Origin of the sequence: Methylophilus sp. TWE2 (assembly GCF_001183865.1) — a bacterium.
Classification (GTDB): Bacteria; Pseudomonadota; Gammaproteobacteria; order Burkholderiales; family Methylophilaceae; genus Methylophilus.
The window spans coordinates 2,085,566-2,112,420 of the sequence record NZ_CP012020.1; the positions used below are offsets into that span (position 1 = coordinate 2,085,566).

General features: G+C 49.0%; 24 protein-coding genes. 11 read left to right on the plus strand and 13 right to left on the minus strand.

The features are described from left to right. Positions 1-48: 48 nt before the first annotated feature. Positions 49-2,451 carry an outer membrane protein assembly factor BamE gene (bamE, locus tag ACJ67_RS09900; RefSeq protein WP_049639865.1) on the minus strand — a complete coding sequence of 801 codons (2,403 nt, stop codon included), beginning with the start codon at positions 2,449-2,451 and terminating at the stop codon, positions 49-51. Positions 2,452-2,563: 112 nt separating this feature from the next. Between bamE and fur the strand changes: the two genes are divergently transcribed. Together fur and ACJ67_RS09910 are read left to right on the plus strand one after the other, a co-directional pair. Further along, positions 2,564-2,983 carry a ferric iron uptake transcriptional regulator gene (fur, locus tag ACJ67_RS09905; protein WP_049638936.1) on the plus strand — a complete coding sequence of 140 codons (420 nt, stop codon included), beginning with the start codon at positions 2,564-2,566 and terminating at the stop codon, positions 2,981-2,983. A gap of 57 nt (positions 2,984-3,040) precedes the next feature. Further along, on the plus strand, positions 3,041-3,556 hold the full coding sequence (locus tag ACJ67_RS09910) for a DNA-deoxyinosine glycosylase (protein ID WP_049638937.1): 516 nt from the start codon (positions 3,041-3,043) through the stop codon (positions 3,554-3,556). On the opposite strand, the gene recN is transcribed toward ACJ67_RS09910, so the two are convergent. Together recN and ACJ67_RS09920 are read right to left on the minus strand one after the other, a co-directional pair. Continuing rightward, on the minus strand, positions 3,549-5,207 hold the full coding sequence (recN, locus tag ACJ67_RS09915; protein WP_049638938.1) for a DNA repair protein RecN: 1,659 nt from the start codon (positions 5,205-5,207) through the stop codon (positions 3,549-3,551). The genes ACJ67_RS09910 and recN overlap by 8 nt on opposite strands. A 19-nt stretch (positions 5,208-5,226) precedes the next feature. Continuing rightward, a complete protein-coding gene (locus tag ACJ67_RS09920; RefSeq protein ID WP_082163999.1) occupies positions 5,227-6,096 on the minus strand; it encodes an NAD(+) kinase in 870 nt (289 codons plus the stop codon). A gap of 63 nt (positions 6,097-6,159) precedes the next feature. Here ACJ67_RS09920 and hrcA point away from each other — a divergent pair, with 63 nt between their 5' ends. From hrcA to hemH, 4 genes are all read left to right on the plus strand, one after another. Continuing rightward, entirely contained in the window at positions 6,160-7,212 is a 1,053-nt protein-coding gene (hrcA, locus tag ACJ67_RS09925; protein WP_197080597.1) for a heat-inducible transcriptional repressor HrcA, read from the plus strand. Positions 7,213-7,373: 161 nt separating this feature from the next. Further along, a complete protein-coding gene (locus ACJ67_RS09930) occupies positions 7,374-7,868 on the plus strand; it encodes an FxDxF family PEP-CTERM protein (protein ID WP_049638940.1) in 495 nt (164 codons plus the stop codon). Between the two features lie 148 nt (positions 7,869-8,016). Beyond that, a complete protein-coding gene (locus ACJ67_RS09935; protein ID WP_049638941.1) occupies positions 8,017-8,235 on the plus strand; it encodes a glycine zipper 2TM domain-containing protein in 219 nt (72 codons plus the stop codon). A 94-nt stretch (positions 8,236-8,329) separates the two neighbouring features. Continuing rightward, the gene (gene hemH / locus ACJ67_RS09940) at positions 8,330-9,436 is read left to right on the plus strand and encodes a ferrochelatase (protein ID WP_049638942.1); all 1,107 of its coding nucleotides are present in this window, start codon (positions 8,330-8,332) and stop codon (positions 9,434-9,436) included. Positions 9,437-9,528: 92 nt separating this feature from the next. On the opposite strand, the gene ACJ67_RS09945 is transcribed toward hemH, so the two are convergent. Further along, complete coding sequence (locus ACJ67_RS09945) at positions 9,529-10,146, minus strand: hypothetical protein (protein ID WP_156171668.1); 618 nt, start codon at positions 10,144-10,146, stop codon at positions 9,529-9,531. A 253-nt stretch (positions 10,147-10,399) separates the two neighbouring features. Here ACJ67_RS09945 and rfaD point away from each other — a divergent pair, with 253 nt between their 5' ends. The 5 genes from rfaD to ACJ67_RS09970 are packed head-to-tail and all read left to right on the plus strand — an operon-like array spanning position 10,400 to position 15,171. Beyond that, the gene (gene rfaD / locus ACJ67_RS09950) at positions 10,400-11,389 is read left to right on the plus strand and encodes an ADP-glyceromanno-heptose 6-epimerase (protein WP_049638944.1); all 990 of its coding nucleotides are present in this window, start codon (positions 10,400-10,402) and stop codon (positions 11,387-11,389) included. Between the two features lie 24 nt (positions 11,390-11,413). Continuing rightward, positions 11,414-11,974: a D-sedoheptulose 7-phosphate isomerase gene (gene gmhA, locus ACJ67_RS09955; protein WP_049638945.1), complete on the plus strand. Its 561-nt coding sequence runs from the start codon at positions 11,414-11,416 to the stop codon at positions 11,972-11,974. Further along, the gene (gene hldE, locus ACJ67_RS09960) at positions 11,974-13,431 is read left to right on the plus strand and encodes a bifunctional D-glycero-beta-D-manno-heptose-7-phosphate kinase/D-glycero-beta-D-manno-heptose 1-phosphate adenylyltransferase HldE (RefSeq protein WP_049638946.1); all 1,458 of its coding nucleotides are present in this window, start codon (positions 11,974-11,976) and stop codon (positions 13,429-13,431) included. Before gmhA ends, hldE begins: the two co-directional genes overlap by 1 nt. After that, the gene (gene waaF, locus ACJ67_RS09965; protein WP_049638947.1) at positions 13,428-14,438 is read left to right on the plus strand and encodes a lipopolysaccharide heptosyltransferase II; all 1,011 of its coding nucleotides are present in this window, start codon (positions 13,428-13,430) and stop codon (positions 14,436-14,438) included. Before hldE ends, waaF begins: the two co-directional genes overlap by 4 nt. A gap of 10 nt (positions 14,439-14,448) precedes the next feature. Further along, positions 14,449-15,171 (plus strand): hypothetical protein, encoded by a 723-nt coding sequence (locus ACJ67_RS09970; protein WP_049638948.1) that lies wholly within the window; start codon positions 14,449-14,451, stop codon positions 15,169-15,171. 1 nt (position 15,172) lies between these two features. Here ACJ67_RS09970 and ACJ67_RS09975 read toward each other — a convergent pair whose 3' ends face one another. From ACJ67_RS09975 to ACJ67_RS10015, 9 genes are all read right to left on the minus strand, one after another. Continuing rightward, complete coding sequence (locus tag ACJ67_RS09975) at positions 15,173-16,633, minus strand: hypothetical protein (RefSeq protein ID WP_049638949.1); 1,461 nt, start codon at positions 16,631-16,633, stop codon at positions 15,173-15,175. 172 nt (positions 16,634-16,805) lie between these two features. Continuing rightward, positions 16,806-17,708, minus strand: coding sequence for a glycosyltransferase (locus ACJ67_RS09980; protein ID WP_156171669.1), 903 nt, complete (start codon positions 17,706-17,708; stop codon positions 16,806-16,808). Between the two features lie 143 nt (positions 17,709-17,851). Continuing rightward, positions 17,852-18,928: a glycoside hydrolase family 99-like domain-containing protein gene (locus tag ACJ67_RS09985; protein WP_049638951.1), complete on the minus strand. Its 1,077-nt coding sequence runs from the start codon at positions 18,926-18,928 to the stop codon at positions 17,852-17,854. A 6-nt stretch (positions 18,929-18,934) separates the two neighbouring features. Further along, positions 18,935-19,750, minus strand: a complete 816-nt coding sequence (locus ACJ67_RS09990; protein WP_049638952.1) for a glycosyltransferase family 2 protein — start codon at positions 19,748-19,750, stop codon at positions 18,935-18,937. Positions 19,751-19,796: 46 nt separating this feature from the next. Continuing rightward, on the minus strand, positions 19,797-20,480 hold the full coding sequence (locus ACJ67_RS09995) for an HAD family hydrolase (protein ID WP_049638953.1): 684 nt from the start codon (positions 20,478-20,480) through the stop codon (positions 19,797-19,799). Between the two features lie 69 nt (positions 20,481-20,549). Further along, positions 20,550-21,179 carry a bifunctional 4-hydroxy-2-oxoglutarate aldolase/2-dehydro-3-deoxy-phosphogluconate aldolase gene (gene eda, locus ACJ67_RS10000; RefSeq protein ID WP_049639867.1) on the minus strand — a complete coding sequence of 210 codons (630 nt, stop codon included), beginning with the start codon at positions 21,177-21,179 and terminating at the stop codon, positions 20,550-20,552. A gap of 181 nt (positions 21,180-21,360) precedes the next feature. Then, a complete protein-coding gene (edd, locus tag ACJ67_RS10005; RefSeq protein ID WP_018986474.1) occupies positions 21,361-23,175 on the minus strand; it encodes a phosphogluconate dehydratase in 1,815 nt (604 codons plus the stop codon). Positions 23,176-23,433: 258 nt separating this feature from the next. Next, entirely contained in the window at positions 23,434-25,170 is a 1,737-nt protein-coding gene (locus ACJ67_RS10010) for a carbamoyltransferase (RefSeq protein WP_049638954.1), read from the minus strand. Positions 25,171-25,204: 34 nt separating this feature from the next. Then, positions 25,205-26,653, minus strand: a complete 1,449-nt coding sequence (locus tag ACJ67_RS10015) for a lipopolysaccharide kinase InaA family protein (RefSeq protein WP_049638955.1) — start codon at positions 26,651-26,653, stop codon at positions 25,205-25,207. Positions 26,654-26,855: the final 202 nt, after the last annotated feature.

The window sequence follows — 26,855 nt, forward strand, 5'->3', positions numbered from 1 at the left end:
AACTCACTCAATTATTTTTAATACTTAAACCGCGACATCAGCAGGCCATTAAAATCCGATAGGCTCCAGAGCACCGTCCTGATGTTCCGAGTGCTCTTCTGGTGCATTCACTGACTGCTTGCCCATTGGCACCTCTGCCTCACTGCCTGTACTTTCGCGCACAATCAGCCAGCGATTGCTTGCGGCATCCAGTTTTAACTGCAGACGCTTAACTACTTCATCGCGATAGGCTTTAGACGCATATTTCTGCCTAAAGGTGGCCACGGCTGTTTCTCCGTCGCGGCTCACGCTTACATTCGTGATATCCAGACTGATCTTGCCCTGCTGTGGGGACAAGCGCTTTTTACGTTGCGCTTCCCAGACACTTCTGTTTGGCAATCCCTCCGGCACAAATTCTGGAGAATACGCCGCCAGGTAAGCATTGATGTTTTTACTGCGCCAAGCCTGTGCCCAAGCGTCAATCGCTGATTCAACACTCACTTCCGCCACAGGCGCAGATGATGTCGTCGGTGGCACAGCTGACTCGACCACATCCGTTTTGGATGACGCTGCAGCAACTGCTGGCAGACGGGTCGTTGGCACACTCGCAACTGGCAAACCTGTTACAGGAGCAACGCGTTCGCGTGTGATCAACCAGCGTTTCTGCGTTGGCTCGTAACGCATTTCCAGCGTTTTGACCAATTCATCTTTATAAGCTTTAGCAGCATATTTTTGCTCAAACTGTACGGCGGCAGTGGCACCGTCACGCTGGATCTGTACATTATTTAGTACGAGTGTAATCGCACCCTGGCCTGCAGATAAACGCTGTTTGCGTTGCGACTCCCATGCCTTTCTGGAAGGCAACCCTTCTGGCATGAAGTCAGGGGCATACGCAGCGAGGTAGTTTTTAATGTCCTTGCTGCGCCAAGCTTGCGCCCATGCCGCCACAGCCTGGTTGATTTCAGCATCACCAGCTGGCGCTTCTGCAGTCGCCACAGTTGAGGCGACCGATGCAGGCTCAACAACCTTGGCAGCCGGCTGCTCAGTCTCAGGTTGCGCAGCGACTGGTTTCTCTTCTTCTGCTGCCAGCGCAGCCACTGGCGCAACCTCTCTCACAACAGGCTTACTGACGGATGGTGGAGGTGGTGGTGGCAATTCAGGTTCCGGCTCTGGTTCTGGCAATTGCTCAGCGACAAATGTCGGTGATGGCTCTGCAGCCGCATCCGATGTGGGTGCCACCCCTTTTTCAGTCACCTGGCGCGCTTGGGCATCAGTCGCAGGTGCATTTGCCTCCGCCATATTGCCTTTAACCATTTCGGCTTCACTAGGAATGACAGGAGCCACGTATTCGCCTTCTGGAATATATGGGATGACCTCGTCATCTTCAATGGCCGCTGCCGCAGCAGGTGCCTGTGACACGGGTGTTTGTACTTCAGTTTTTGATACAGTGGTTTTTGCTTCCACAGGCTTAGGATCAACAGGCTTGGATTTAACTGAGTCAGATTCAGCAGTCTTGGTTGCCGCCGCTGCCACAGTGGCTGCGGCAACAACCGGCGCTGTGATATTCTTCGCAGCTGGCTCGGCTTTTACGGGGGGTGGCAATACAGGCTCGGGTTCAGCCGCTACAGGTTCTGCCATGGGTTCCTGCTGAAAAACGGGTGGTGGCTCTACCGTATCTGCAATTTGGGCAGCCATTTCCTTTTCATTCACAGGATGTGCTTTAGCCTCAGTGACCTGATTGGCACTGACATCCAGATTGCCCTTGGCCATCTCTTCGGGAGTGGGCGCAGCCTGATACTCCCCCTCCGGAATGTAGGGAACCACTTCTTCTTCAGCCAATGTCGCTGCGGCAGCTGCGTTATTTGTTGCAGTAGCCGAGGGCAATACCTCTTGTTCGGCCTTGACGGGTTCTGACGTGGTTGTCTGAGATTCGGCTGCCTCATCCTTGGCGAGTGCAGCGCCTTTGCTCTCATTCGTCGCTGCGGTTGCGGCAGTGGCTACAGATGACTCAGCTGTTTTATCACTCGCCGCAGCCTCTTCAGACTCCCAGAACTTCAGCCTGTCCGTCCAACTCTGATCTTTTGCTTCTTCAACCTTCTTCTGAGGTGTTTCTGCAATTGTTTTTACCTCAGGATTTTCAGCAGATGGAATCACATCACCGCGGACTGACACCAGGCTATCCTTGTCGAAATCAAGAATCACGCGGCGCTTTTCAACCACTTTTCCTTCCTTGCGCAGCTCGTAGAAATAATCCCAGCGGTTGTCACGGAAACTATCGACTACTAGCGGTGTCCCCATGATATAGCGCACCTGGGAACGCGTCATGCCCGGTCGCAACTGCAGCAACATCTTGGAAGTCACAACATTGCCTTGCTGAACTTCCATCTTGAAAGGCTTGACTGAAGGAAGCTTGGCACCGCACCCACTCTCCAGAGATGCGACAACCAACACAAATAAGATAGAATTACGCATTGGATTCACTTTATAATCGGTATATTCAGAAAACTTTGAGTAATATACCACGTAGTGTCGCCAATCAAATACGCCGGACGACTTAACCACAGACAAAACATGGACAAAACCTATGCATGATCCAAAAGACCTCAAAAATGCGGGCCTCAAAGCAACGCTGCCACGTCTGAAAATCCTTGAATTGTTCGAGAACAGCGAACAACGCCACCTATCAGCAGAGGATATTTACAAAGTCATGATCACCAATGGGGAAGATGTTGGGTTGGCCACTGTGTATCGGGTATTAACCCAGTTTGAGCAAGCGGGGCTATTGGTGCGCCATCACTTTGAAAGTGGCAAGGCGGTATTTGAATTGAACGAAGGTAGCCATCACGACCATATTGTTTGCGTCAAGTGTGGGCGCGTCGAAGAGTTTTACGACGAAGAAATTGAGAAAAGACAAAAAGCAGCCGCCGAAAAACACGGGTTCACCATGCAGGACCACTCACTCACCATTTATGGTATGTGCAAAAAACAATCCTGCACTGAATAAGGTCCCCGGGGTTATGTAAAAGCATGCGCATAGCCCCTTTACTACTTATCACAAGATTTGTCCGACTTAGTTCCTACCCAAGAACACTATGCTGCCGGATTTCCGCCCATTCTCGGCTTGAGCCCTCGCATATTGATTCTAGGCACCTTGCCGGGTGCTGAATCTCTCAAGCAACAACAGTATTACGCACATCCGCAAAATGCCTTTTGGAAAATGCTGGAAGCTTTGTTCAACATTCCGGCAAAAGCTACTTACACCGAACGTTGTGAAGGGGTGAAAGCAGCGCGTCTGGCGATTTGGGACGTTTGCCATTCTGCCTGCCGACCTGGCAGCCTGGATAGTGCCATTAGCGCAGAAACGGTGATCGTCAACGATATTACCGGCTTACTGAACGATACCCCTTCCATAGAACTGGTCGCATTTAACGGGAATACTGCAGCCACGCTATTTAAGAAACACATCAAAGCGTTGCCGCAGGTAGACACCATCACCTTACCCTCTACCAGTCCGGCCCATGCCAGCCTGCGCTTTGCAGAAAAACTGGAACGCTGGCAGGTATTACAAACTAGGTGATTAATCCTAACATTTCCCGGGCATGACTGCGGGTGGTCTCGGTGATATGCAAACCACCCAGCATACGGGCAATTTCTTCTATGCGCTCCTCTGCGCCCAATGGGCGAATGCGACTCAAGGTTGCACCCTGTTGCTCGGACTTGCTCACTTGTAAATGCTGCTGCGCCTGTGAGGCGACCTGTGCCAGGTGCGTAATCACCAATACCTGGCGGTGCTGACCCAATTCGTTAAGCAAACGTCCAACCACTTCGGCAACACCGCCACCAATCCCGACATCCACCTCATCAAAAATCATGCACGGCACCGTGCCCAAAGAAGCAGTCGTTACTTGCAAGGCCAAACTGATACGAGACAATTCACCACCAGAGGCCACTTTATTGAGTGGGCGCGGCTCGACGCCGGCATGACCGGCGACCAGAAACTCCACTTGCTCCAAGCCGTGAAGGGCGGCTTCACAAGGTGTTAAAGCCACTGCAAACTGGCCGCCTTTTAATGACAAAGCCTGCATTTGTTCAGTAATCGTTTGCGACAGTTTTTTAGCCGCCTGCTGTCTGAAACCAGAAAGCTCCGCGGCTTGTGTGTGATAATTTTGCCAGGCCGCTTTTACCTGCTGCGTTAAAGCCCCGTCATCAGCAAAGCCCTCCAACTCATCGACCCGTTGCAATTGCTGGACCAGTAATTCTGGCAATTCATCAGGCTTCACACGGAATTTTCGCGCGGCACCATGAATGGCCTGGATACGCGCTTCAACTTCTGCCAAGCGTTCAGGATCCAGTTCACTTTTTTGCAGATAACGATTCAGCGCCCTACTGGCTTCTTCTAGCTGCACGACAGCAGAGTCAAGATTTTCGGCAATCGGTTGCAATCCGGCATCCATTGCCTGAAGTTCGGCTAGCTTGGTTTGGGCCTGCGAGAGCAGATCTAGTGCATTAACTTCATCACCTTCGCTCATCATCTGCAGGCTTAATTCCATGCCACTCAACAGACTGGCGCCATTGCTTAAACGCACATGCTCCTGTTGTAGCGTTTGCCACTCCTCAGAGACAAACCCTAATTGCTTGAGCTCACGGGTACTATCCCTGAGCTCGGCTAACTCATCCGCAAACTGGCTGGCATTTTTCTCATACGCCAGTTGCTGCTGATGTAGCTGAGACCAGTCCTTATATAATTTGGCAACTTGTTTTGCCAGTGGTGACGCTTGTGCATAGGCATCCAGAATCTCGCGCTGCGTAGCCACTTTCAACAGGGAGTGATGCGCATTCTGGCTATAAATATCAATGAGGGTTTCGCCGATTTCGCGCAATTGGCCTACCGTTGCAGAGGCTCCATTAATAAAGGCGCGGCTACGGCCATCGGCATAAATCACACGTCGCAACACCAATGTATCGTCAACGTCCATTTCTTGCGCTTGTAGCCAGTCCTGGGCTGCGAGATTATCCGCAATAACAAAAGTCGTTGAGATTTCCGCCTTTTCACAGCCCTTGCGCGTCACATCGCCCTCGTTGCGTGCGCCCAGGCTTAAAGATAAAGCATCAATGAGGATGGACTTACCGGCACCCGTCTCACCAGTGAGCGCGGTGTATCCTGCTGAGAACTCAAGTTCCAGCGTATCAACAATGACAAAGTCTCGGATAGAAAGGGCTTGTAGCATGGTTAATGACAGGGCTTTATCAGCCCCAGTTTAATTTGTTGCGCAACATATCAAAATAACAGTAATCTTTGGGGTGCACCAACCTGATTTCCTGTGGCGCACGTTCAATCCGCACATCATCACCCACCGCCAGCGGATATTGGCCCTGACCATCGTAACTGATCTGGGCATCGGCAGCATTCACCACAATCACCTCAATCACGCTACTGGCAGGCACGGTAATTGGCCGGTAACTAAGCGTATGCGGGCTGATGGGGACGATCGAAATCGCTTCGAGATCCGGATGCATAATCGGTCCGCCCGCAGACAAACCATAAGCTGTAGTCCCCGTCGGTGTGGTTAAAATCAAGCCATCAGAGCGTTGGCGTGACACGAATTGGTTATCGACATGTACCTCCAGCTCAATCAAGCGGAAAGCGCTTTTGATGACTACATCATTCAATGCAACCGTTTGTTTAATCACTTGCCCGGCGCGCGTGACCGCAGATTGCAACAATATACGTGCTTCAAGCTGATGCTCACCCTGCAAAATCTTATCCAGATCATCCAGCATATGTTCGGTTTGCAAATCCGTCAGAAATCCGAGACGCCCCCGGTTAATGCCGATCAGTGGTACACCCGTATCCCGCAATGCACGACCAACGCTGAGCATGGTGCCATCTCCCCCCATGACAATCACCAGGTCAGATTTGCTACCGATATCATCCAGGCTAGCGAGCTCAAATCCTTTATCCTCCACAAACTGTGCAGTACGCTCTTCTATACAAACGTGTAAACCTTGAGACAATAAATGGTGTGCCAAACGGGTCAAATCACTTTGCATTTGCTGCAAGGCGATGGCGTCCATGTATTTTCCAACAATGGCGACTGAACGGAATGTAGATTGCATGGCCGCATTAAAGCATAGAAGCCTGGAACTGAAAAGCGAAAGGGGCTGTTATCGCGGACACAAATGGTGCAAAATTCAGTCACTGCAACAAGGTGCTCAAAAGTGGACAAACGCGCGCAAATTTTACTCAAAACCCTGGTGGAACATTACATCAGCGAAGGCCAGCCCATCGGCTCACGCACCCTGCTCCAACATTCAGGCCTGGACGTCAGCCCTGCGACGATCCGCAACGTCATGAGCGACCTTGAACAATTAGGATTTATCACCAGTCCGCATACTTCTGCTGGCCGCATCCCCACCAAAAAAGGCTACCGCCTCTTTGTCGATTCGCTCATGACAGTACAACCACTGGACCAGCGCGCGGTCACGCAACTCAAAACCGGGCTTACTTCGCCCAATCCACAAGCGTTGATTAACAGTGCTGCCGACATGTTGTCGCAACTGACGCAGTTTGCAGGCCTGGTCATGACGCCCAAACGGACGCGCAATGTACTTAAACATCTGGAGTTCCTGCATTTGAATGACAAAAAAATCCTGGTGATTCTGGTGACAGAAGATGGGCAGGTGCAAAACCGCATGCTGTTCACAGACAAGATATTTAGCGCCAGCGAACTCACCGCGGCCAGCAACTATGTCAACAGCCAGTGCCAAGGTTTAACGCTGGAAGAAGTGCAGGCCAAACTCAAACAGGAGCTGCAAGAGGTCCAGGCAGATATCAATCGCCTGATGACGGCAGCGCTGGAGGCGACCAGCCAGCCAGAGTCTTCAGAAAAAGAAACCGTTGTCATCTCAGGCGAACGCAACTTATTACAAGTGGACGACCTCTCCACCAATGTCACCAGCCTGCGTAAGCTGTTTGAGATTTTTGAACGACGTACAGCCCTCATGCAGTTGCTGGATCACAGCCAACGTGCAGATGGGGTACAAATTTTCATCGGTGGCGAAAGTGGCTACCTGCCCCTGGATGAATGCAGCCTGGTCACTTCGCCCTATGAGGTGGACGGACAAGTCGTGGGCACTTTAGGCGTTATTGGCCCTACTCGCATGGCTTATGAGCGGATTATTCCTATTGTTGATATCACCGCTAAACTCTTGTCTAACGCGCTTTCAAATTAAATATTCTCTGCAGATTTAAGGTTATTAATTCCGACACAGATATCAGCCAATCGCCGATAAACCTTACTCTGTATTTTTTTCACAATCCTGAGCTAGATGCTTAGTGATGTGCCCACAAAGCTCATCACAAGTGCGACTTTTTAATCACTCAGGAGTTTGTTATGAAAAAAACTGCATTGTTAATAGCTTTCGGTTTAAGTACTTTATTCATTAATCCGTCCTATGCTGCGACCTATGAGGCCACTCAAGCGGGTGGAGGATATATTTTCAGTAACTCATTTAGCGGCAGCACAAGCTTCGATGATTACATTTCATTTAGCACAGATGGGATGCAACAAGTACTCACCAGCATTTCTGGCACTGGCGACACTTTTAGTCTGAAAGAATTTAACTTGCTAGATGAAAACAAAAATCTGGTGATGAATGGAACCGTATTTAACTCAGGCTCCAATCTTTCCTTTGGATTCACAAACAGCATCCAACAAGGCAGCTATTATTTGCAAGTGATTGGAGAAAGCACCGGCACGAATGCGAGCTATGCGGGTACCATTACCTTAGCGAATGCTGTTCCAGAGCCTGAGACCATGGCATTAATGCTCTCTGGAGTGGGCTTAATTGGCGTGGCAGGCCGCAGGAAAATGCGTGAAAAAGCTTAACTAAATGCGATTAATCAGTCCCCGCTTCTCTGCGGGGATTTTTTTATTTCTTGTCCGATTCCTCTGACAAACGAATCAGTAGGATACCTCTGTTCATTTTGACTCCAGATTTTCATAATCCCTCCCACCAGATATCAAGGAGAAAAAAATGAATAATCTTCGCAAAGGCATTACATGGTCTATCTTATTAACATTATTCCTCAGTCTTTCTGCCTGTGGCTCTATGAGTACTCGAGGTAAGAACACAGCAATCGGTGCAGGTATTGGTGCTGTAGGCGGTGCAATCTTAACCGGCGGTAGCGCACTGGGTACCGTAGGTGGTGCAGCGGTTGGCGGTGTCGTCGGCAACCAGATCAACAAGAAGTAATTTGCTTTTGCTCCAGCTGGTCCCAAACTGGCTGGTATCGCACTTTTTTAGCTAGCATGCGTCATAAGGGCATTTATTCGCTTAAAATGCCCTTATGAGTTATTACGAACCTGAGCCTGCTTACACCCACGGCAGCCAACCAAAAGTGGGAATCCTGTTAGCCAACCTCGGTACGCCAGATGCACCGACAGCCAAAGCATTACGCCCTTATTTGCAACAGTTCCTCATGGACAGGCGTGTGGTTGAAATTCCACGCTTTATCTGGTGCTGGATTTTGCATTGCATTATCCTTGTAGTCCGCCCGAAAAAATCTGCCGAAAAATACGCCAGCATCTGGGGCAAAGAAGGCTCTCCCCTGATGGTGTACGCCCAGCAGCAAAAGAAACTGCTTCAAGGCTACCTGTCAGAAAAAATTAACTCGCCTTTTGCCGTTGAACTGGGCATGACTTATGGCAACCCCAGTATGAAAAGCGCCATAGAATCACTCAAAGCGCAAGGCTGTGACCGCATCCTGGTATTCCCGCTCTACCCGCAATATGCCGCCAGCAGCACCGCTGCTGCGCTAGACGCCGTGTGGCGCGTGCTGCTTAGAATGCGTAATGTACCCGCCATCCGCACCATTAAGCACTACCACGACCATCCTCTCTATATTCAGGCGCTGGCCAGCCATATCCAGGCGTACTGGAAGCAACATGGCAAACCCGAAAAACTGGTCATGAGTTTTCACGGCGTACCGAAATTCCACCTGCTCAAAGGTGATCCCTACCACTGCGAATGCCACAAAACTGCGCGCTTGCTGGCAGAAGCTTTGGGCTTAAAAAAAGAACAATACCAAGTTGCGTTCCAGTCCCGCTTTGGCCGCCAGGAATGGCTGCAGCCTTACCTCGCCAACACACTGGATGCCTTAGGCAAACAGCAACTCAAACGCATAGATGTCGTCTGCCCTGGCTTTAGCAGCGACTGCCTGGAAACGCTAGAAGAGATTGCCATGGAAGGCAAACACTTGTTCCAGTCAGTCGGTGGTGGCGAGTACCACTACATCCCGGCGCTAAATAGCGAAGCGGTTTGGATTGAAGCGATGCGAGATATTGCGTTGGAACATTTGCAGGGTTGGGTGAGTAATGATTTTAATCAGATGCAAGCTGAGGCTGAACTAAAAGCAACTAGGGAACGCGCTTTGGAGTTAGGTGCTGGACGCTAGTAGAAGTTGTAATAATAAATTAGCTAAGCAATGATCATTAGATCATCCATGAATCGAAATTAACAAAACAAAACCACAAATTTATTAGCCCATTAATGAGATGTGTGTTTAATAACCATAGGAGTAAAATTAAACTCTAATTCACGGTACTCATTCCCTGCTTTAAGATTGGCAAGCTTTAATATAAATTTGATTTCGGGATTAACAACCTCTTGGTATTCAAAAACCAAGCATGTTTTTTCTGGAGCTACCTGAACACTGTAGGACTCGCTTGCATCAGACACTCTTGAATCATAGACACTAACAACGCAAGAGGAAAATGATTTTTCAATATAAGTACGTATAGGTCTAATAACACGGCCATTAAGTAAATAAATAGCACCGCTGATATCACTCAATAAGTAATTAGTTTTTTCATTTCTTAATTGATATAAAGCTACGTTTACTTTTAAATGCTTATCTTGGCTATCTAAAGAAAAAGTGTCGTTCTTTATGTCAAACTTCAATTGATTATTGAGATCTATCTCACCTTCAACATCTGCATAAGTGAAGAAATTAGTATAATTTTTTGCAATTGGAAATGTACCGAAACTAGATGAAAAATTTCCTTCAGTTCTCGACTGTTTCACTTTGCTGTGCAATACAATCATTTCATTTGAACAGCTTGTAAGAAATACAATTAATGGTAAAGCCTTAAGCATCCTCATCATATTCAATCTGGATTACGGTTTTGTAGACACCTAGTCTTGTTTGCGCGAGACCTCTTCAAACGCTTCAGAATAAGGTCATGCAGAACTACTCCGCGCAATCTAACGAATCAACCTCAAACGCCTTACTAGTTTTCTAATAATAGCGTAAGAACACCAGATACGTCAGGCATGCAGACAACCATTGTTCCATTCCACTGCCAGCCCTCCCCGATTACGCGTTATAATCGAGTTTTAACGTTTTTATCGTTCCCCTATGATCATTATCACCGGTGGTGCAGGCATGATTGGTTCTATCATGGCCTGGCATTTGAACAACAAGCTGGGTCGACAAGACCTGGTGATTGTTGACCGCATCACGCATGAAAACCAGTGGCAAAACCTGGTACACCGCCACTATGCCGAATATCTGGATAAAGACCAGCTGTTTGAATTCCTGGAAGAGAATGACGGCATCACGGCGGTGATTCATATGGGGGCGATCAGCGCGACCACCGAGCGTGACTTTAACAAGCTGGTGGCAGATAACATGCATTACTCGCAGGATTTGTGGTCCTGGTGTACTGAGTATGAAGTGCCGTTTTTCTATGCCAGTTCTGCCGCGACTTATGGGGGTGGCGAACAAGGTTATGATGATGCCAGCATTGAGAACCTGCGCCCTTTGAATGGTTATGGTTATTCCAAGCATTTTTTTGACCAGTGGGTAATGCAGCAGGTGGCACAAAAACAGGCGACACCTCCAGCATGGGCCGGATTCAAGTTTTTTAATGTCTATGGGCCGAACGAATACCATAAAGAGCGCATGGCCAGCGTGGCATATCACACGTTTAACCAGTTTAGCGAAACCGGCACCATGCGCCTGTTTAAAGGCACCAATCCTGGCGTGGAAGATGGCATGCAGTTACGTGACTTTGTCTATGTGAAAGATGTGGCCGATGTGATGGGTTTCTTCCTCGAAGCGGCATTGAAAAACAAACCTGTGGCCAATGCGATTTACAACATAGGCACCGGCCAGGCACGTAGCTTTAAAGACTTGGCAACGAACGTGATGACCAGCATGGGCCGCGAACCCAACATCACTTACATTGACATGCCGCAAGACTTACAGGGCAAATATCAGTACTTTACGCAGGCAGAGATGAAAAAACTGCGCGATGCAGGTTATAAAAAGCCATTTACTACACTGGAAGAAGGCGTAAAGGACTACGTGCAGAACTATTTGCTGCAGGATGACCCTTACGCATAACTGGTTTCAGAGATTGTGAGCGATATGAATAATATTGAATACCTTAAAGGTGAACATGCTGCCCATATGGCGATGTTCCAGGCCCTGGAATCCTTATTCCCGTTGATCAGTGAAGTTGGCAACCTGCTGCGCGATTGTATCCAGCGCGGCGGCAAGGTGTTGTTGTGCGGTAACGGCGGCAGTGCGGCAGATAGTCAGCATATTGCGGCCGAGATTGTTGGCCGCTTTAAGAAAGAGCGTAAAGGATTGCCGTCTATCGCCCTGACGACGGATACGTCCATCCTCACTTCAGTGGGAAACGATTATGGCTATGACTATATTTTTGCGCGCCAGGTGGAGGCTTTGTGCCGTCCGGAAGATATATTGATTGGCTTGACTACTAGTGGCAATAGCGCGAATGTGGTCCGCGCCATTGAGACCGCCAATGAAATCGGCGCAACCACCATAGGTATGACCGGTGGCAGCGGTGGCAAAATGAATACCTTGTGCAAACACAACATTGTGGTCCCTTCCAGCGTCACGGCCCGTATTCAGGAGGCACACATTTTTATCGGCCACTGCCTGTGTGAGATTCTGGAATCCTGATGAATCCTATCATTGCTAAACTTGTTCCGCATTTTGGTGAAACCCAACAGCATGCACTGGTGATTGGCGATGTGATGCTGGATCGCTACCTGATGGGTGAAGTGAACCGGATTTCTCCGGAGGCTCCAGTGCCGGTGGTACTGATTAAATCAGAACAACAACGTGCAGGCGGTGCCGCCAATGTGGCTGCGAACCTGGTATTGCTAGGGATACAGACGCGCATGGTAGGCCTGATTGGCAATGATAATGAGGGTCAGCGATTGCTGGCAGCTATGTCAGAGTATGGCATCAACACCCAAGCCATGATCACCACCCCTTCACGCCCAACCATCGCAAAAACCCGTATTCTGGGTGGGCATCAGCAAATGATGCGCCTGGATCAGGAGATTGCTTCCGAGCTCACGGTGACTGAAGCCAGTCAGGTAATGCAAGCGATCCAGACGGCCTTGCAGCAGCAACCTGCGCTGATCATTTTATCGGATTACGCGAAAGGACTGCTCACTGAAGCAGTCTGCCAGCAAGTGATTGCGTATGGCCGCACACACAATATTCCGGTACTGGTTGACCCTAAAGGGCGCAACTACGATAAATACCGTGGCGCGACTGCCCTGACCCCAAACAAAAAAGAAACGGCTGAAGCATGTGACACTCAGGTAAATGATGCCGCCTTGATTGAGAAGGCGAGTAGGCTCAAAGCCGCGTTGGCTTTAGACTTTTTAGCAGTCACGCGCGGCGAAGAAGGTATTACGCTGATTGCAGAGCAAACCAGCCATCTGAGTGCAACAGCCAAACAGGTGTTTGATGTGTCTGGCGCTGGTGATACTGTCATTGCCACATTGGCCGCTGGATTAATGCATGGCTTAAACGCGCTCGATAGCCTATCACTGGCGAATATTGCTGCCGGGGTGGTTGTCGGCAAAGTGGGTACGGTACCAATCACCAAAGTCGACTTGATAGATGCCATCGCGACGGCGCAAGGCAGCGAGCAGGCGCATAAGGTAAGCGAATTACCCGATCTGTTGCATAAAGTAGCCTCCTGGAAACAGCAGGGGCAGAAAATTGTATTCACCAATGGCTGCTTTGATTTATTGCATGCAGGACATGTGACATACCTCGAAGGTGCAAAAAAACGTGGTGACCGGCTGATTCTCGGCCTGAACACCGATCGCTCGGTGTCTGCGCTCAAAGGCCCCACCCGCCCAGTGGTCAACGAACAAGACCGTGCACGGGTACTGGCAGCCCTGGAATCTATAGACGCGGTCATATTGTTTGATGAAGACACGCCACTCAACCTGATCAATGCAATCAAGCCTGATGTGATTGCCAAAGGCAGCGACTATACAGCCGACCAGGTAGTAGGTGGCCAGGAAGTGCTCTCCTGGGGCGGTGAGATTGCCCTGATTGACCTGGTAGAAGGCCGGAGCACCACTAACCTGATCAAAAAAATGCACGCATGAACAAGATACTGGTGATGGGCCCGTCGTGGGTCGGCGACATGGTGCTGGCGCAAAGCCTGTTCAAGCAACTGAAAACAGATCAAGCTGACTGCGAAATCACCGTCGCTGCACCTGCATGGACCTTGCCATTGCTGGAGAGAATGCCTGAGGTCACACATGCCATTGCCTTGCCATTTAAACATGGTGACCTGGCTTTGCGTGAGCGTTTCAAACTTGGACGACAACTAGCCAAACAAGGGTTTACCCAAGCGATTCTGCTCACCAACAGCCTGAAATCTGCCATTCTTCCATGGGCAGCCGACATTCCCGTTCGTACCGGTTTCAAGGGTGAGATGCGTTATGGTCTGGTGAATGATATGCGGCCACTGGACAAAAGTGTACTCAGGATGACTGTTGAGCGTTTTGTCGCGCTCGGACTGCAAAAAAACAAGCCACTTGCTGGTCAGATCCCGCAACCAGTGTTACGGGCAGACCCAGAGCATGCCAAAACACTGCTAACCAAGTTCAGTATTCCGCATACACAGCGGCCTGTACTGGGCCTGTGCCCGGGTGCAGAATATGGTGACGCCAAGCGCTGGCCGGCAGAATACTACGCTGAAGTCGCCAATCATGCCCTGAACCAAGGTTGGCAAGTGTGGTTATTCGGCTCGGTAAAAGACCAGCCAGTCACTGTCACCATTCAGCAACTCACCCAACAACGTTGTGTGGATTTGGCCGGCCAAACCAAACTTGGTGAAGCCATCGATTTAATGTCGCTCTGCCATACCGTGATCAGCAACGACTCCGGGTTGATGCATGTGGCTGCCGCCCTCGACAAAAAACTGATCGCGATTTATGGTTCGTCAGATCCAAAGCATACGCCCCCAATGCACCCGCAGGCAGTGATTGAATATTTGGGACTGGAGTGCAGCCCTTGTTTTGAACGCGTGTGCCCACTGGGTCACTTAAATTGCCTGAAACAGATTAAACCAGACCGGGTTATGCAGCATTTATTAATCTCTGCATGAACATACGTTTATGGCCTATCCTCTGCTCACCGCACAACATCTTACACAAGCCACTCTCGTAGAATATGACCCCCGTGGCATCAAGGTCATGCAACTGCCCAATGGCAACTACTTGAAAGTCTTCCGTCTCCGACATCTTTATGGTTGGGCGAGACTGCACGGGTATGCTCAAAGATTCTGCAAGCATGCTCGCAAACTCGAGAGCCTCGGCATCCCTACAGTCACAATCAAGCAGTGCTATCGGGTAGAAGATGCCAAGCTACTACGCGCACCTGGCAGCAACGGAGCTTATGGTGACAGGCAGCAAGGCATGCACCATACCTATGTTGTTGAATACGCCCCTCTGGCGGGAGAAACATTAAAACATCTACTGGAACACCAAATGCTCGAAAGGTCACTGATTGTAAAGCTGGGGGGCTTTATTGCTGAACTGCACGCTAAAGGCATTTATTTCCGCTCATTGCACTTGGGCAATATTGTATTGACCCCTCAGGGCCAATTAGGATTGATTGATATCGCCGATATGGATATCTACCCATGGTCTTTATGGTTTACGACAAGACTGCGTAGTTTCAGGCATCTGACACGCTATGCTAAGCTGAATGCGGCATTTGGCCAAGAAAACTGGCATTTGTTACTTGAAAGTTACCTGAATCAGGTGAGATTCGGGCTCTTTAAAACCACCTGGCTGACGAATAAAATGCACCACTTTCTTTTGCATCCCCCACATTAGATTAGTTTTTGCGCCTGAATATCAGTACCAGCTTTTTATTTTTGTGTCCGGAGAATGTTTTTTCTAATTGAAATCCATGCGACTGCAGATTCAAGTCTGAAAGACGGGATTGCTCCGCAGGATAAATATCCGATTTAATGGATATATAGCGGTATTGCTGAATATTGCCGGCTTCAATGCGCTTTTGCAGGTCTGTCCAGTCATAGTCGAACCGTGTATCAAACGGCGCTCCGGCATAGAAGCGTTGTTTGGCAGAAGTATAAAGTGCCTGTTCACCAGGATTTAACCTGTCCTGAACATAGTGGACGGCATCAATCTCATAATAAAAGCTTTCATGTTTTGGTTTGATATTACTGATAAAGCCGGCAATGACAATTAATCCAGTTAATCCTAGCAGTAGCTTCTTTGCGAGACTGATAGTGGTCTTTTGATGAAGCAGTCGATACAGTGCAAAACTAGCAAATACAATGAGTACAAAACCAAACAGCGCAACATAGCGGGGCGAAAGTAAATTGACTTTAAACGTGATCAAACAGCCAATCAACCATGAAATAATCAGCCAGAAAAACAATACTCGATACGCAACCGGCTGAACACTTTTCTTAACCGTCCGCCTTTCTGCCCATGCAAGTAATGTAGGCGCCCATCCGGCAACACTCAGGCATTTAAGGGTTGTAATGGAAAAATAAGCCAACAAGAATGTGAACCACGCATATTCTCGAAAAGGATCTCCAATCACATGAATATGCATCACTTCAACCCGGCGTACCAGATTCTGTTCAATATTGGCCTTAATATCGCTTAAACCAGTCACCAGCTCTTTGACTCTGCCAAGGTCATCCAGATTGATATGACCCAACAGCACGACCAGCGGGGATAAAAGAGCAGCAAATATCAGCAATACATACGGCATGACAATCCGCTGCAGAGTGGAAGATGCTGTAGATGAAATAAAAAAACCGACCAAGGGCAGAACCAGCAGGTGTACAGCCCCTTCAATCCTAAACAGCATTGCCAGCAATGCCAGCCCTTGCCAGTTAAGTGCGCTCCGCCAGCGGCCATGCTGATAAAAAAGAATCAACTGATTAATGGCGTGTATTATCATTGCCCAATAACCTAGGTCCCGGCTTGCCATCGGCAATACATCGCCGACAATATAGCCTGCACCAAGCAGCAAGAACACAGCGTAAGACTGCATATGCTCATTGCCTCCGGCAATACTGACCATTCGCATTAATCCCCAAACTATCAACATAAAGAACAGGACGATTAAAAGATTTGCCGAGGCTTGCAAACTGAGCCCGCTGACCACATGCACTAGAGCAATCAGTCCAGGATACAAGCCCCAGGTGAATCCCTCAACCGCAAAGGCCTTTTTGAACTCACCAACGGAAAAATGACGCGCCATTTCAAAATACAGCATGGAATCATTGGCAATCCAGCCGTGCTGAATCCATAACACGCGTAGACACGTGAGAAAGGATAGGACCAACGCCAGATAAACAAGTAGATTTTTACGATGAGTAGTCATTTTTATGGATTCTATGTGCAATAACAATAGACTCTGACGAATGTTTTCCACTTGTAATTTATCGTCAGAAATTCATGCAGACAAGCACTATAACGTCAGGTATTTAAATAAGCCTTGCCAACAATCGTTGAGCCAGGTCACGCAAATCTGCAAGCTCTTGCGCTACACTGAATCGATTTTTCAACAGGGCAATATTTTGATCAAAGCTTTCTACATCAATGCGTCCGCGATCAAAATCATTGATTTTATCCAGAGTCAATATTGCAAACTGTCTGATATCGCCACAATGCACTTCGTGAAACTGATTTTCAAGCCAATACTCTTTGCCTGCCTGACCAGTGTAGCCAATGACCAGATTGCCAGCCAAGGCTGCCTCCAGGGGCGGCAATCCCAGACCTTCCAACTCACTAAAAGACAAAAAAATCCTGGACTTTGCCAATGCTTGAGCGACTTCACTCTGATTCATGTTTTGAATAGGTAACAGACTCCAGGTATCCGGCAGCTTTCTGGCAAGATAGTTAACCACCAATCTCGAGTGTTTTTCGAGTTTGCGTGGCATATAGGTAATCAGATTCTGCTTTGGTTCACTCGGCTTGAAAACATCACTTTCTACGGATAAATGCAATCTGACAATTTTTTGCTTAAACTCAGGAAACAGAAAGACCAGACAGGCATGAATATCATCTGAAACACAAGTAATCAACTCTGCGTGCTCGTAAGCTGGATAAACCGATGCCATCGTGGCTTTTCTAAAAATTTCGTATCCATTCTGTACTTGAATAATGTAGCGTATGCCCTTATCACGCGCGATCCTGGCCTCTCTGGCTGCCCACATTTCGTGAATCACCAGGACTTCGTTGCTTTTATTGAAGCTAAAACTCTCTTTAAAGGCCAGATCATCAAAAGGCAGTTCACAACGAAAACCCAAATCCTTGGGATGAAAAATTTGCGCTTTCACCCCATCCAGGTGCATCTGGTTAATTTGCGATACGTGCCTGTAAATCACCTTGACACCGCCTGAAGCCCTTTTCGCATTAGGACAAAGATAGGTCAATATCAAGCGATCTGGGCAAGGTGCCTCATTCGTCCGGTATCTGAATCTGCGGAGTTTGAAAATCAAATGACTGAGGACTTTGGGAGTAAGGGAACTCATGCTTTTACCTTCCGGGTGAACAATAAATATTGTTCAAGCAACTGCATTCGCCATTGTTGATCCGGCTCAATCACATTACCTTCTGCCCACTCGTTCCAGGATTTGATAATCACCACTTGCGTGGAAAGTTGGTGTTTACGCTGCGCAAGCTGCGTGGCAATATTTGCAAGATGTATTTCAAAGCGATGAGGATCAAATCCCCGCAGTATAGTGCCACGACGTAAATGTCTGGGAGTGGTATCCCAGCCAGTGAATATAATAGGCACTTGATTCGGGTCGTCTGATAAAGGCTCATTGTTGATGACCAAGCCTTCATAACTGTATACAAACGGGCCTAGATTCTTGAACTGATAGTTGCGTGCCAGCTTTTCTCGTAAATAGGACCACAAGTTATCCCGCTTGCGCCATTTAAAAATACTGCCCGATTTGTTATACCCGTCGAAATAGCGCTTCCATGGCTGATGCGGTTCTGTATTGTCGGCCAGCCAGTAGATCCCAGGCAACCCATGAGCTTGCGCGCATTGCTTAAAGGTATCAATAAACACTTCAAGATCGGGAATATCCTTCGGACTAAAAATCGAGAAAACAGGCTTGCCATCGACTTTAATATAGTTAGCAGACTGAAAGTGCGGTAACAATTGGTCAAAATAAGCAGAATAGTCTTCTTTACCTAGATACAACTGCTCCTGCAAGGTAATATGTTGCCGCTTGTTATACCAGGTGTGATTCGCCCAGCAAAAAGCATATTTAAAATTGAGCTGCTGATCCAGCACGAGCTGCATCGGCTTTTCCAGTAACTTTTTACCTCTGCCAAACCAGTAATCGAACACCAAAAAACCGTCAATGCCGTGCTTTCCTGCGATGGCCTGCTGCCACTCAAAAACTGCGGGGTTTAACAGATCGTAGTCCCCAAACGGGGTATCCGGCTTGCGTATGTGCTGCCAGCTGAAATATGACTTTGCGCTATTAAGCTGCTGCCACTCCGTGAAACCAGGTCCCCACCAGCGGTTATTTTCTTCAATCTCGTGAAATTGCGGCAAATAATAAGCCAGGCTCAGTAATTTTGAACGCATGATAGGTTATTGATCCAGGCAGCTATCGGCGAGAATGGCCTCACCGTCTATTCCGCGTAGCTTGGCGTTAATGCGCTTGGTGCCTTCACGCATATTTTTGTCGCTGGTGCCTAATTGCGGATTAAAAATCAGCGTCGCATGATTGAGATGATCTACATACTCACCTAATTGCAATGAGTCTAGAAACAGCATCTGATAACCAGCGGCCACCATTTTTTCATGCATCACTTTACCTGCTGTCTGGTCACCATCAGAAAAACTGGTATTCAATGCACGAATCACGTCTGTACGATACATGGCACAGTGGCTGCGAAGATAGTATTTACTCTGGTCAAGCCGATTTGGATTATAGCCTCGGTAACCAAAGCATTGATGCAAGGCCTTTTTCCAGCATTGTTCAAACTGTATCCCCCAACGCTGCAATGCCGTTTTTGACTCCAGCTTCCATGAGCCCACACCGGCCAGCGCGGGCTGCTCGTCGAAAGGTTTTAATAGCACATCCAGCCAGTCACTGCGTTTGACAAATGTATCGGTATGAATGGATAAGACAAATGGCGTCTTGACTTCAGCAAGCGCAAGATCCAGCGCACGCGAATGCGATAAGGGGACGGTATCATCCGGGGCGGGTTGACGTTCAATCAACTTAATCCAGGATAAACCACGCAAATATGCCAAGGAAGCATCCTGAGAGTTGTTGTCTATCACCACCACTTCAACTTGACTGAAATCAGTAAATTTACGCAACAAGCGCAAACAGATTTTAGTGATTTCAGGCGTTTTGTAGTTGGGCACCAGTATGGTGACTTTTTTTTCTTTTGCCATGTTCGGTATTATAGTTGAGTAGACGCACCCTCTCAAAGGTGCTCAATTAATGGTGAACGTCGTTATTCAGGCACATTTCCAGATGGTGACACACGACTATGTGATGCTGTTTGCAGTAACTCTGCCAATCTGGCATATCCGTCCAGTCCGATACAAATATAAAATCTAGCCCGGCACCTGTCGACGCTTGGTGATCAAAGCGACTATCACCAATAAACAGGGCAGGAAACTGGATGGTGCCATCCGCAATCATGTTTGCCAGATGCTCATTTTTTTTGGTGGGGCCACCATAAATGCCCAGTTCGAACAAATTATCCAGGCCACGGCGCGGAAAAATGTTCCTGAGCTCTTCCTGGTCCCCTCCTGACATCAGCATCCATTTTGCTTGTGCAGTTTCTTGCTTCAGCTCGTTTAACGCCGGGGCAACCTCACATTGCATCAAGGTTTCGTCGAGGATCTCAGTAAAGGTATCCATAAAGGCCTGGAACAATTCCGGTGTCAGCGGCTGCTTGATGATCTCGGTAATGTAATAGCGGATTTTGTCATTACGCGGGATGCTACCGAGCTTGATATGGTAGTCGACAAACGCTTGCGCCTGTTCGTCTGTCCCACCCATCCGTTTGGCGGTATTGTAATAAGCATCCACTTTGGTCTGATTACTATTGAGGACGACACCATCGCAATCAAGCACGATGGTTTTGTATTGGGAAAGGTCTGGGCGCTGTGACATAGGCTGAATAATAAAAAAGGCTTGTATTACTACAAGCCTTCATTATAAACGATAGACTGAATGCGTCGCTTATTTCGCAGCGACAATCGCCGATGCTTCTTTCGCCAGTTTGGTGATATGCGCCCAATCTTTGTTTGCGACGGCATCTGCTGGCGTCAACCACGTGCCGCCACAGACGACGACATTAGGCAAAGCCAGGAACTGTGGTGCACTTTCAACGCTCACGCCACCTGTTGGGCAGAATTTCACATCAGCAAACGGGCCGGCAAAGCCTTTAAGCAAGTTAATACCACCCACAGCGACTGCAGGGAACAATTTCAGGAAGTAGTAATCATCGGCATTCGCCATCATGATCTCTGAGCCTGTAGACACGCCTGGCAGCAATGGCAGGCCGATTTCACGGGCATATTTACCCAACTCACTGGTGTAGCCTGGGCTGACTGCAAACTGGCAACCTACATCTTTTGAGTTCTTGGCATCCTTGAGGTTTCGCACAGTGCCGGAACCCAAAATCGCATCAGGCACATGCTTGGCAATTTCCTCCATGGCTTGCAAAGCCACTGGTGAACGCAAAGTCACTTCCAGCACCTTGATGCCGCCTTCCAGCAGGGCTTCTGCCATAGGCACGGCATCTTCCACTTTGTTGATGACAATGACCGGAATCACCGGGCCATGATTAGCTAACTCTAATGTACTCATAGTCTCTATCAGTTTGAATAAAATTTGAGAGGCTTCAAGTGCATTCACTCGCACTTAAAGAATTATTTTCTTTGGCATCCATTAAACTTTGACAATCAAGCGATAACGCGACGTACGAGCGCAGACAGTACAATAAGTACGGCAAGCGAGTACAACAAAGTTAGCGCTTGATTTGCAAAGTTTATAACCAGGTGACTGCGCCTTCTTCGGCTGACAATACATTCCTACGCATGCCACCGAACAATTCACGACCCAAGCCATGCGCATTGTAATGGCGCTTGGCATCACTCAATTCCTCAGCTTCACGTTCAGCCCAGGTATCTTCGTCTACCAGCACATTCAACTGACCGACGGTACCATTCAAGCGGATAATGTCGCCGTTGCGGATTTTGGCAATGGGGCCACCAGCGCTTGCTTCAGGACTCAAGTGAATTGCTGCCGGGATCTTGCCAGACGCGCCACTCATACGGCCATCTGTGACAATCGCCACGCGGAAACCCTTGTTCTGCAAAACCGCCAGTGGTGGCGTCAGTTTATGCAGTTCCGGCATACCATTGGCTTTAGGGCCCTGGAAACGCACCACGGCGACAAAGTCTTTTTCCAGCTCGCCACGGTCGAAGGCTGCTAGCAGCTCTTCCTGTGCATCAAACACAATCGCAGGCGCTTCAATAATATGACGGTCTTCTGGCACCGCAGAAATCTTGATCACGCTACGGCCTAAATTACCTTTAAGCAAACGCAGGCCACCTGACTCATTGAAAGGATGTGCTGCGGTACGTACGATGGTTTCGTCACCGCTTTCAGCCGGGTAGTCCTTCCAGACCAGCTTGTCACCTTCTTTTTCAGGTTTTTTGCCGTAAGAACGTAAATCGCCACCGTCAACAGTGTAGACATCAGGGTACATGTAGCCCCCCTCAATGAGCTCGCGGATCACAAAGCCAGGGCCACCTGCGGTCTGGAACTCGTTGACGTCAGCCTTACCGTTAGGATACACACTTGCCAGTAAAGGTGTGGCTTTTGCCAGGTAGTGAAAATCAGTCCAGTCAATGATGATACCTGCGGCACGTGCAACCGCTACCCAGTGGATCAAATGATTGGTAGAACCACCTGTCGCCAGCAAGGCCACCATAGCATTCACAATCACGTGCTCATCTACCAGGCGGCCAATCGGCACAAATTTGTCTTTCTTGGCATTTTGCAATACCAAGCGCACAGCCTCACGGGTCAAGTCTTCACGCATGCCATCATGCGGATGAATAAACGCCGCCCCTGGTACATGCAAGCCCATCGCTTCGAGTAGCATCTGGTTACTGTTGGCTGTTCCATAGAAGGTGCAGGTACCGGCGCCGTGATATGCCGCTGACTCACTGGCCAGCAACTCATCGCGATCACACAGGCCTTGCGCGTATTTTTCGCGTACTTTGGATTTGGAGGTGTTATCAATACCGGTGCTCATCGGGCCTGCTGGCACGAATACACATGGCAAATGGCCAAAGTGCAAGGCACCAATCAGCAACCCCGGCACGATCTTGTCACACACGCCCAACAGTAATGCGGCGTCAAACACGTCATGTGACAATGCCACAGCAGTACTCATGGCAATGGTATCGCGGCTGAACAGGCTAAGCTCCATGCCGGGCTCACCCTGGGTAATGCCGTCACACATGGCGGGCACACCGCCAGCAACCTGTACAGTGGCGCCGTGCTTGCGTGCTTCATCTCGAATAATATCGGGATAGTTCACATAAGGCTGGTGGGCAGACAACATCTCGTTGTAAGCGGTCACAATGCCGACATGGGTGGGCTTTTCAGCATAAATTTTGAACTTGTCGTTTTGTGGCATGGCCGCAAATGCGTGCGCCACATTGGCACAGCCCAGGCGGTCTGGGCCCTTTTCGCGGTTCAGGTAATCATCAATGCGCTGCAAATACGCCTTACGTGTCGGACGGCTACGCTCGATGATGCGTTCTGTTACTTCAATGTGAGATTGTTTCATTGACTATCGCTCAACTGTGTTTTAACTACCTGATGAACTATCCTAGATGAACTGCTTTGAACTTGCTATTTAGTCACAGTTTAGGGTCGTAATATATATGAATCCAAACAGGTTCCCTACCTGCGATTATCGCCAAACTGGTGCAAGACGTCAAACTGAATTACCAGATTTGATTGTTTTTTTAGAGGATTCAATGACTTAAAACAATATACACCGTTTGCAGAAACCAGCTTGAAGCGGTGTGCTTCAGGCTGGTTTTCAGGCAGACTTGGTGACCAGAATATCTTCCATCATCAGATATTCGAGATCGCAGCCATAAAACATGTTCAGGGCATCGGTCGGGCTGCAAATCATGGGTTCGCCACGCCGGTTGAGTGAAGTATTGAGCACCACGCCATTGCCGCGCAATTGCTCCAGATGTTCAATCAAAGCGTAATAGCGTGGATTGGTTGCCTTGGTAACGATCTGCGCGCGTGCCGTTCCGTCTTCGTGCACAACTTCTGGAATACGTGCTTTCCAGGCCGGGTTCACATCAAAGGTAAACGTCATGTATGGCGCCGGATGATCGGTTTGCAGGATATCTTCTGCCACACGGTCAAGCATGCTCGGGCAGAATGGCCGCCAGCGTTCACGGTATTTAATCTGCGCATTAATACGGTCGGCCACGCCAGGAAAGCTTGGATCCCCGAGGATACTGCGGCAACCCAACGCACGCGGGCCAAACTCCATGCGGCCCTGAAACCAGGCCAAAGGATTCCCTGCCGCCAGCAACTCGGCCGCTTTACGCGGGCCATCTTCTACGCGGGTAAAGACCGGCTTGGACGGATGGGCTTCACACGCAGCGATACATTCTTCGTTCGTGAAAGCAGGCCCGAGGTAGGCATGTTCCATTTTATGGATGGTTTCGCCGGCCAGGTGTGCAGCATACGTGGCTGCGCCCAGGCTGGTACCATTATCGCCAGACGCCGGTTGCACAAACAATTCTTTCACATGCGGCAAGGCGATAATGCGCTGATTGAGCTTCACATTAAGCGCCACCCCGCCCGCCATCACAATCTTACCGGTCTCGCGGATGATATCGCCCAGATAATACTCAATCATCTGCAAAGCCAAGTCTTCGAGTAGCTTTTGCACACTGGCCGCGTAGTGGATATACGGATCGTCGATCTCGTCACCTTCGCGCTTGGGCCCTAACCACTCAATGAGTTTAGGCGTGAAGTAATAACCCTTAGATTTGCCATCAGGACCTTGCTCCTTATAGCGACGCAAACCCACTACGTTCACGTATTCGGTATTGATGATGAGCTCACCATTTTCAAACTTGGCCAGGCGGCTTAAGTCATATTTATTAGGATCGCCATAAGGCGCCATGCCCATGACCTTAAACTCACCATCGAGCATTTCAAAACCCAGGTATTCCGTGATGGCGCCATATAGGCCACCCAGTGAATCCGGGTCATAGAATTCTTTTATCTTGTGAATCTTGCCGTTTTCGCCATAACCGAAAAAGGTCGTCGCATACTCACCTTTACCATCAATGCCGACAATCGCTGTTTTTTCTTTGAATCCACTCAGGTGATAAGCACTGGATGCATGCGCCAGATGGTGCTCAACCGGCACATATTTGGCTTTGGTCAAGCCCAATTCTTCCATCAGTTTGAGCGATTTGTCACGGTTGCGGCGGAAACGGCGGTTCCCGTTAAAAATTGCATCCAGCGAACGGTCGGGAGCATACCAGTAGCGTTTGGCATAATGCCAGCGCGCAGCAGAAGTCAACGGTATTTCACCATAAGGAAAAGCGACAATATCCACTTGGTCTGGCGTGATGCCTGCCTGCTTCAAACAGAATCTTGCGGCTTCATAAGGCCAGTGGTTTTTGGCGTGCTTGTCGCGGATAAAACGTTCTTCTTCCGCCGCAGCGACAATTTTGCCGTCCACCAGAATGGCAGCCGAAGCGTCATGCCCCAAGGCACCGGATAAACCTAAAACAATCATGCAGAAACTCGCGTAATGATCTTAATGGAAACAACTAAATGGAAATGCCTGCCAGTTTTAGTGGCGTATGGTCCTGATAAACCAGGCTAAACGACTTCACCAGCGCATTATACAGGGAAGTATCGGCTTGCCAATTTTGCAGCAGGCGGCGAATATCTTTGGCATGGGCCCGCAAAGCCATTTGTGTGCGGCGGTGCTGTTGCATGCTATCGAGGTCAATAACGACAATCTCACCCTGATCAGTCACCTGCAAATTGCTAGTTTTCATATCACCATGGGAAATCTTGAGCAAAAACCACTGGTAGCAAAGCGTGACCAGTTGCTCGATCACGCGCTGGCGCATATCTTGATCGCGGCATTGCTGAAAAAAAGTATTCGCATCAGGCCATGGACTATAGGCAGACACAAAATAGGCGCGGCCACGCAGACCATAAAAGCGGCGCTCGTACATCAATAGTGGTTGCGGAGTAAGCATGCCATAGTATCGCAGGCGATGTGCATTCTGCCATGAAGACATTGCTCGACTAGGCCGCCATGCACGGCTTAAAGCATGCCAGCAGTGCTTGATATTATACCGCTTAATGACGACCGCTCTGTCTTGCAACTGAGTATGGACAACGGTGCAGGTATTACCCGCCTTGAGCACCTGACCACAATGCATGGCAACCTCCAGCGCGGGTAGATCGGTGATGTGAAGTCCACCGGCAGTCGTCACTGATTGCGCAGACTGCGAATCTCGGTGCCAACTCACGTCACTGCAGTTACGCAAGAGTTTACGCGTCACAAACCGCTCGACTTCACGCGTTTTCATCTCACGAGCCGACGCCAGAACTTGAGTAGCTGGCAACGTCTCTGTCCAGCCACGAACTTTGAGGTAGGTTTGCAGCAACATTTCCGTCATCTTCATCTGATCCAGCACATGCAACTTTGCAATCAATTCTGAAAGTTGCATGTGTGACTGCTTCAGGCTGATGGATTGCTGCCGTATCCCGTCTCCATCAATCGCCCATACCAAGCCATCCGCCAATAAAAAATTCTTCAAGTGTAAGTCTGTTTGGCAGAGATTTGCCGCGTGCTGACGTGCAAGCACTTCCACTAGCTCGCACAACAAATGACAACGAGAGGCATCATCAGATTGCAGATAGGCCGCTTCAGCATCCATCGCATGGGGTACTTCCGCGTATAAAAGACCAAAGACCTGATCTGATTGATGATCAAAAGTCCCATGCCATAGCAAGTCCGGGGTGCGAATGCCCGCCTGCCCCATGGCCTGAGCGCCGTCTGCATCACGGCGGGCATAGCGAGCAGCATCCTTCCCCATAAAGAGCTTCGCATAAACAGCCTGACCGTTCCAACGCCCTTTGCAAACCAGCCGACGGCCTTTGAGCACACGGACCAGCGTATCCAGATACAGGATTGAGTGGTCTGCCAGTGTGATTGGTAGATGCAGTGGGCCAGGAGATGTCAATTGCGTCAGTATCATACTTGCGTCAAGATTCCTGGTTTTTTGCAGCCATGTGGCGTATTAACATACCAGCGTTGCTTGTTGCTTATAAGCATAAAGGATGAATACATAAGTCATGTTTATCTTGGTACGATGATTCTTTGCCCGCGAGGCTACCAGGCAAGATAGCGTTCATGCATAGACTCAAAAATCGATTAATCCAAGCAATATCGCTCATAGT

Coding starts and splice junctions, on each gene's coding strand:
- ACJ67_RS09945 (WP_156171668.1), bottom strand. CDS start 10,146: ATGATGAGGATGCTTAAGGCTTTACCATTAATTGTATTTCTTACAAGC.
- edd (WP_018986474.1), bottom strand. CDS start 23,175: ATGAAACAATCTCACATTGAAGTAACAGAACGCATCATCGAGCGTAGC.
- rfaD (WP_049638944.1), top strand. CDS start 10,400: ATGATCATTATCACCGGTGGTGCAGGCATGATTGGTTCTATCATGGCC.
- hrcA (WP_197080597.1), top strand. CDS start 6,160: ATGGTGCAAAATTCAGTCACTGCAACAAGGTGCTCAAAAGTGGACAAA.
- ACJ67_RS09985 (WP_049638951.1), bottom strand. CDS start 18,928: ATGCGTTCAAAATTACTGAGCCTGGCTTATTATTTGCCGCAATTTCAC.
- ACJ67_RS10010 (WP_049638954.1), bottom strand. CDS start 25,170: ATGATTGTTTTAGGTTTATCCGGTGCCTTGGGGCATGACGCTTCGGCT.
- ACJ67_RS09930 (WP_049638940.1), top strand. CDS start 7,374: ATGAAAAAAACTGCATTGTTAATAGCTTTCGGTTTAAGTACTTTATTC.
- ACJ67_RS09920 (WP_082163999.1), bottom strand. CDS start 6,096: ATGCAATCTACATTCCGTTCAGTCGCCATTGTTGGAAAATACATGGAC.
- ACJ67_RS09990 (WP_049638952.1), bottom strand. CDS start 19,750: ATGGCAAAAGAAAAAAAAGTCACCATACTGGTGCCCAACTACAAAACG.
- fur (WP_049638936.1), top strand. CDS start 2,564: ATGCATGATCCAAAAGACCTCAAAAATGCGGGCCTCAAAGCAACGCTG.
- waaF (WP_049638947.1), top strand. CDS start 13,428: ATGAACAAGATACTGGTGATGGGCCCGTCGTGGGTCGGCGACATGGTG.
- hemH (WP_049638942.1), top strand. CDS start 8,330: ATGAGTTATTACGAACCTGAGCCTGCTTACACCCACGGCAGCCAACCA.
- hldE (WP_049638946.1), top strand. CDS start 11,974: ATGAATCCTATCATTGCTAAACTTGTTCCGCATTTTGGTGAAACCCAA.
- bamE (WP_049639865.1), bottom strand. CDS start 2,451: ATGCGTAATTCTATCTTATTTGTGTTGGTTGTCGCATCTCTGGAGAGT.
- gmhA (WP_049638945.1), top strand. CDS start 11,414: ATGAATAATATTGAATACCTTAAAGGTGAACATGCTGCCCATATGGCG.
- recN (WP_049638938.1), bottom strand. CDS start 5,207: ATGCTACAAGCCCTTTCTATCCGAGACTTTGTCATTGTTGATACGCTG.
- ACJ67_RS10015 (WP_049638955.1), bottom strand. CDS start 26,653: ATGATACTGACGCAATTGACATCTCCTGGCCCACTGCATCTACCAATC.
- ACJ67_RS09970 (WP_049638948.1), top strand. CDS start 14,449: ATGGCCTATCCTCTGCTCACCGCACAACATCTTACACAAGCCACTCTC.
- eda (WP_049639867.1), bottom strand. CDS start 21,179: ATGAGTACATTAGAGTTAGCTAATCATGGCCCGGTGATTCCGGTCATT.
- ACJ67_RS09995 (WP_049638953.1), bottom strand. CDS start 20,480: ATGTCACAGCGCCCAGACCTTTCCCAATACAAAACCATCGTGCTTGAT.
- ACJ67_RS09935 (WP_049638941.1), top strand. CDS start 8,017: ATGAATAATCTTCGCAAAGGCATTACATGGTCTATCTTATTAACATTA.